Genomic DNA, 6,097 nt, shown 5'->3' on the forward strand with positions numbered 1-6,097 from the left:
GATTGCCTCCCTATCATATCCGGGTATCCTAATCGATCGGGGTAGGCCGTGCTCGTTCTGTCGCAGGCCCAGCTGGACAAGCTGGGGGAAGAGGATCTGATCCGTGCGGTGCACCGCTATCTGGCGGAGCGCTTCCCGGATGCCGCCCCGGTCCCGGCCGACGACTTCCGCCTGTTCGGCCGCAGCCAGCTGGCGCGGGCAGAGGCGCATGGGATGACGACGCGCTGGCAGGCCGCCTGCTACATCGTCACGGCGGCGCTGGCCGGCGACCGCTTCGACGAGGACAGCCCGGCGGCGCGCGACGTGCTGGCCGATCCGGCGATGACCGCCGACCGGAAGGCGGAATGGCTGACCGAGTGGGTCGACGCCATGATCGCCGCCCTGTCGCAGCGGGATTGACGCCATGCCGATCTTCTCCACGCTGACCGACCTCGCCGCAAACGCCACGGCGAAGGCGAAGGCGGCCTACCAGACCCTGCGCACCGGCGGGCGGATGGCGGCCGAGACGGCCAAGGCCGGCGTGAAGGAGGCCGGGTCCGCCGTGATGCAGGGCGACTTCCGCGGCGCGGCCAAGCGCGGGGCCAAGGCCGCCGGCCAGACCCTGACCGACGATCTGGCCAACCATTTCCGCAAGAACACCCCGGTCCCGGCCAAGAACCCGACCATCCCCTGTTCCCAGGCCGAGATCGACGCCAAGGCCAAGCGGGTGGCCGAGCGGCAGGCGCTGATCGCCGAGGCGCGCGAGAAGAAGGTGCTGCCCGACGTCACCGAGCGCTTCGCCCGCGACAACAAGGCGGTGGAGCGGGCGCGGCTGGCCGCCGACGTCTATCACCACGAGAACGGCCCCGATTCGCCGAAGACGCCGCCGCCGGGCTGGAGCCGGCTCAGCGACAACCCGGCCGAGCTGCGCAAATACGGCCTGGTTCCCAGCGACCTCGACCCCGGCACCGCGTCGGGCTACCGGGCGGAGCTGTATGTGTCCGATCCGAAGGTGTTCGGCTCGCCGCCGCAGGTGGTCCTGGTACCGAAGGGCACGACCTTCACCGCCAAGGAGGACTGGGTCAACAACCTGCAGCAGGGCGTCGGCCTGCGGTCCGACTATTACGAGCGAACGATCCAGGCGGCGCAGAAGGTGAAGAGCAAGGTCGGGTCGCGGCTGGAGATGGCCGGCCATTCGCTGGGCGGCGGGCTGGCGACCGCAGGCGCGGTGGTGACCGACGTGCCCTGCACCACCTTCAACACCGCCGGCCTGAAGGACGACACCGTCGCCGCCTTCGGCAAGTCGCGGGCGAATTCCGGCAAGGTCACCAACTATCAGGTGGGCGGCGAGATGCTGACCACCGCCCAGAACCTCGTCGGGCCGATGCCGACCAGCATCGGCAGGAACATACCGCTGGAAGCGGTGGACGAGCACGGCAACGCCTTCGTCGGCAAGGCCGCGGGCAAGAAGGGCCTGGATTATGTCAAGGGCACCGTCGGCGATTCCGTCACCAAGCACGGCATGGCCTATCCCATCAACGCCATCGAAAAGCAGAAACGGGCGGATGAGGGGCAACTGCGTGCGGCGCTCCGGCGCTGAGCGTCCTCGCCCCGGACATCCCGGCCTTGGATATCCCGGCCCTGGATATCCCGGCGGTGCCCGCTTCGGCATTGCCTTTCTCCGCCGCCTGTTGATCCTGGTGGCGCTGGCCGCAGGCTGGACGCCCCTTCCCACCCTTTTCTCCGCGAGGTCCGCCATGGCCGCCCTGCCGCCCGCCAGCCAGTTCTTCCCCGATGCCGCCACGGCGAAGCTGGCCGAGGCCGCCGGCCGGGGGGACGCCGCCACGGTGCGCCAGCTCGTCGCCGCCGGGACGAACCCGAACGCGCTGGGGACGGAGGGGATGACGCCGCTGCTGTTCGCCATCGCCAGCCACAGCAAGCCCGGCGCCAAGGCCCTGCTGGAGGCCGGCGCCGACCCGAACCTGCGTGCCCGCGACGGCGAATCGGCGCTGACCATGGTGGCGTCCGGCACCGACACCGACTGGCTGCGGCTGCTGCTGGCCTTCGGCGGCGATGCCAACGCCCGCAACGCGATCGGCGAGCCGATCCTGGTCAATGCCGGGCTGCGCCGCAACGCCGACGCCGTCCGCATCCTGCTGGACGCCGGCGCCGACATCGAGGCGACCGACGACAGCGGCAGCACGGTGACGCTGGTGCTGGCGCGCATGAACCAGTTCCATGTCGTGGCCTATCTGCTGGGCCGCAACGCCGACGCGCTGCACCGCTCGCCGGTGTCGGAGGACGCGGCGGCCGACTACATCTTCCACGCCGACCTCGACCCGGCCTCGCCGCTTTCGGACTGGCAGCAGCGCTGCCGGCAATTTCTGCTGTCGCGCGGGATCGCGGCGCCGCTGGCGCGCTGACCCCGCAATCCTCGGCGGGAGGGGCACTCCGCCGGGACCGTTTTTTGCCGCAGGATTCGGCTGCACCCGGCCTTGCTCCCGCCGCAGTGCGGCGATACCGTGCAGCCCACGCCGCAGCCGTTCCGTGGAACCATGCACGACATCGTCATTCAAGTCCTCGGCGTCGCCGGGCTTCTCGCCCTCGTCAGTTTCCTGCCGCCGCTGGCCGCCCGCTTCCAGGTGCCCTTCACCGTGCTGCTGGCCGGCGTCGGCGTGGCGCTGGGCGCGGTGATCCAGACCTTCGCCGGGCCGGGCAAGGACCCGTTCCACGACTTCCTGAACTCGCTGGCCGAGCTGGACGTCTCGTCCGACGTGCTGCTGCACGTCTTCCTGCCGATCCTGCTGTTCGAGACGGCGCTGGCGGTCGACGTGCGGCGGCTGTTCGACGATCTCGGGCCGATCCTGCTGATGGCGGTGGTGGCGGTGTTCGTCTGTACCTTCGCCGTCGGCTATGCGGTCAACCTGTTCACCCCGATCCCGCTGGTCGCCTGCCTGCTGCTGGGCTCCATCGTCGCCTCCACCGACCCGGCGGCGGTCATCGGCATCTTCCGCGACCTCGGCGCGCCGAGACGGCTGACCACGCTGGTCGAGGGCGAAGCCCTGCTGAACGACGCCGCCGCCATCGCCCTGTTCACCCTGCTGCTCGACATGTTGACGCGCACGTCCCATGGCGGGGCCGGGGCGGCGGCGCTGGACTTCCTGCGCGATTTCGCCGGCGGCGTCGTCACCGGCTATGTCTGCGGCCGCATCGTCTGCATGCTGGTGGAGCCGGTGCGCAACCAGCCGATGGCGGAGATCACGCTGACGGTGGCGCTTGCCTACCTGTCCTACGTGGCGGCGGAACATTACGTCGGCGCGTCGGGCGTGGTCGCGGTGGTGACCTCGGCGCTGGTCGTCGGCTCGGTCGGGCGGACGCGCATCTCCCCCGCCACCTGGGGCGCGATGGAGCATGTCTGGCAGCAGTTGGGCTTCTGGGCCAACTCCATGATCTTCCTGCTGACCGCCATCCTGGTGCCGCGGCTGATGGCCGATGCCGGCTGGGCCGAGGTCGGGCTGGTCGTGGTGGTGGTGGTCGCGGCCTTCGCCGCGCGCGCGGTGGTGCTGTTCGGCCTGCTGCCGATCCTGTCCTGGGCCGGGCTGGCGCAGAAGGTCAGCGGCTCCTACCAGGCGGTGATGCTGTGGGGCGGCATGCGCGGGGCGGTGTCGCTGACGCTGGCCCTGGCGGTGACCGAGAATTTCCGGGTGCCCGACCGCATCCAGAGCTTCGTCGCGGTGATGGTCACCGGCTTCGTCTTCGTCACCCTGTTCGTCAACGGCACCACACTGCGCTGGCTGATCAGCCTGCTGAAGCTGGACGAGCTGACCCCGGTCGAGCGCGCCATGCGCAACCGGGCGCTGGCGCTGTCCACCGACAGCATCCGCGACCGCGTCGCCGCCGTCGCCCAGACCTACGAAGTCGACGGTGCCGTCAAGGACGTGATGGTCGCCCGCTACGAAGAGCGGCTGAAGCGGATCGACCGCGACAGCCAGGAGGAAGCCAAGCTGAGCGGCGAGGACCGCGTCACCATCGGCCTCGTCATCCTGGTCAACCGCGAGGAAGAGCTCTATTACGCCCATTTCTCCGAAGGGGTGGTGTCGCGCGCCGTGATGGAGATGCTGGCCGGGCGCAGCGGCCGGTTGCTCGACGCGGTCAAGAGCCAGGGCCGCAACGGCTACCGCGCCTTCGAAGAGCCCTTCATCGCCTTCTCCCCCTGGATGCGGACGGCGAGCTGGCTGCAGCGCCGCTTCGGCGTCCACCGGCCGCTGGCCCGGCGGCTGTCGATGCGCTTCGAGGTTCTGGTGGCCGTGCGGACCGTGCTGCGCGAGCTGCTGGCCTTCACCCGCGACCGGCTGGCCCGCGTGCTGGGCCAGGAGGTGGCGTTCGAACTGGAGGGCATGCTGGTCGGCCGGCTGGGCATCGTCGAACAGGCGCTGGCGGCGCTGAAGCTGCAATATCCCGATTATGCGGTGGTGCTGCAGAGCCGCTATGTCGGCCGCGCCGCGTTGCGGCTGGAGCATGCCGAATACCGGACCATGCATGCCGAATCGATCATCAGCCAGGAGGTCCTGACCGACCTGGAGCGCGACCTGGAACAGCGCCGCCGGGTGCTGGAGCGGCTGCCGAAGCTGGACGTCCGCTTCGACGTGGCGGAGCTGGTGCGCCGGGTGCCGCTGTTCGCCGGGCTGCCGGCGGAGCGGGTGTCGACCATCGCCACGCTGCTGCGTGCCCAGCTGGCATTGCCGGGCGAGACCATCGTGCGCAAGGGAGAGCGCGGCGACGCCATGTTCTTCATCGCGTCGGGCGCGGTGGAGGTGCTGGTGCCGACGCTGGCGGAGCCGGTGAAGCTCGGCACCGGCGACTTCTTCGGCGAGATGGCCCTGCTGTCCCGCCAGCGGCGCAATGCAGATGTGCGGGCGCTGGGCTATTGCCAATTGCTGGTGCTGGATGAGAAGGATTTCCGCCGGCTGGTGCAGAAGGACGCGGATTTGCAGTCCCACATCCAGGCGGTCGCCGAGGCGCGCCGCCAGCCGACCCAGTCGTCTCCGGCCGTCCCGGCGGTGAGCTGACCGCACGGGGAAGGATTTTTGATGAGCGAGACCGCCTATGAGTGAGACCACGGCGGGCGGCAGCCAAGCCTGGCTGCGCCTGATGCCGGGTCTTTTCGTGCTGCTGTGGAGCACCGGCTTCATCGGGGCGAAATACGGCCTGCCTTATGTGGAGCCGCTGACCTTCCTGCTGCTCCGGCTCGGGCTGGTCGCCGTGGTGCTGGCGCTGGTGGCGCTGGCGAGCCGGGCGCCTTGGCCCAGGGACTGGGCGACGGCCGGGCGGATCGCGCTGGCCGGGCTGCTGGTGCACGGCGTCTATCTCAGCGGCATCTTCATCGCTATCGCGCACGGCCTGCCGGCGGGGGTGACCGCCCTGGTCGTCGGCATCCAGCCGCTGCTGACCGCCGCCCTGTCCGGCCCGCTGCTGGGCGAACGGGTGACCGGGCGGCAATGGGCCGGCCTGCTGCTGGGGCTGGCCGGCGTCGGGCTGGTGGTGCGGGAGAAGCTGGCGATCGACGCGGCGCATCTGGTTCCGCTCGGCTATGCCCTGGTGGCGCTGGTCGGCATCACGCTGGGCACGCTGTACCAGAAGCGCCACGGCGGCGGCATGGATCTGCGCAGCGGCACCGCCATCCAGTACGGCGCCACCGCGCTCGCCCTGGCGGTCGCCGCCCCGCTGACCGAGACGATGCAGGTGCAGTGGACGAGCGAGTTCGTCTTCGCCCTGGTATGGCTCTGCTTCGTGCTGTCGGTCGGCGCCATCTTCCTGCTGTTCGCCCTGATCCGCCGCGGCGCGGCGGCCAAGGTCGCCAGCCTGTTCTACCTGACCCCGCCGGTCACGACCTTGATCGCCTGGATCCTGTTCGGCGAAAAGCTGGGCGTCGTCGCCTTGGCCGGCATGGCGGTCGCGGTCTGCGGCGTGGCGCTGGTCAACCGGAAGTGAGGGTGGAGACGGTGTCGGCACCACTCTGCCAATCTCATCGTCAGAGAGCGCTTTCACGGTTGCAAATAGCCCCTCTCCCCTCGCGGGAGAGCAACCGTGTTGTTGACTGAACCTCGTGTGCTCGCGG

5 protein-coding genes are annotated in these 6,097 nt (G+C 70.0%); all 5 read left to right on the forward strand.

The genetic code is table 11. From position 1 onward, the window contains the following. The first annotated feature begins 48 nt into the window (after positions 1-48). The 5 genes from JHL17_RS16740 to JHL17_RS16760 all read left to right on the forward strand — a co-directional run bounded on the left by JHL17_RS16740 (position 49) and on the right by JHL17_RS16760 (position 5,970). Positions 49-399 (forward strand): hypothetical protein, encoded by a 351-nt coding sequence (locus JHL17_RS16740; protein ID WP_200194748.1) that lies wholly within the window; start codon positions 49-51, stop codon positions 397-399. Between the two features lie 4 nt (positions 400-403). Then, entirely contained in the window at positions 404-1,579 is a 1,176-nt protein-coding gene (locus JHL17_RS16745) for a Tle-like phospholipase domain-containing protein (RefSeq protein WP_200194749.1), read from the forward strand. Positions 1,580-1,736: 157 nt separating this feature from the next. Continuing rightward, positions 1,737-2,402 (forward strand): ankyrin repeat domain-containing protein, encoded by a 666-nt coding sequence (locus JHL17_RS16750; protein ID WP_247893601.1) that lies wholly within the window; start codon positions 1,737-1,739, stop codon positions 2,400-2,402. A 132-nt stretch (positions 2,403-2,534) separates the two neighbouring features. After that, positions 2,535-5,048, forward strand: a complete 2,514-nt coding sequence (locus JHL17_RS16755; protein WP_200194750.1) for a cation:proton antiporter — start codon at positions 2,535-2,537, stop codon at positions 5,046-5,048. A 37-nt stretch (positions 5,049-5,085) separates the two neighbouring features. Beyond that, the gene (locus tag JHL17_RS16760) at positions 5,086-5,970 is read left to right on the forward strand and encodes a DMT family transporter (RefSeq protein ID WP_200194751.1); all 885 of its coding nucleotides are present in this window, start codon (positions 5,086-5,088) and stop codon (positions 5,968-5,970) included. The last annotated feature ends 127 nt before the right edge of the window (positions 5,971-6,097 follow it).

Origin of the sequence: Azospirillum endophyticum, assembly GCF_016595245.1 — a bacterium.
Taxonomy (GTDB): Bacteria; Pseudomonadota; Alphaproteobacteria; order Azospirillales; family Azospirillaceae; genus Azospirillum; species Azospirillum endophyticum.

Coding starts and splice junctions, on each gene's coding strand:
- JHL17_RS16745 (WP_200194749.1), top strand. CDS start 404: ATGCCGATCTTCTCCACGCTGACCGACCTCGCCGCAAACGCCACGGCG.
- JHL17_RS16750 (WP_247893601.1), top strand. CDS start 1,737: ATGGCCGCCCTGCCGCCCGCCAGCCAGTTCTTCCCCGATGCCGCCACG.
- JHL17_RS16755 (WP_200194750.1), top strand. CDS start 2,535: ATGCACGACATCGTCATTCAAGTCCTCGGCGTCGCCGGGCTTCTCGCC.
- JHL17_RS16760 (WP_200194751.1), top strand. CDS start 5,086: ATGAGTGAGACCACGGCGGGCGGCAGCCAAGCCTGGCTGCGCCTGATG.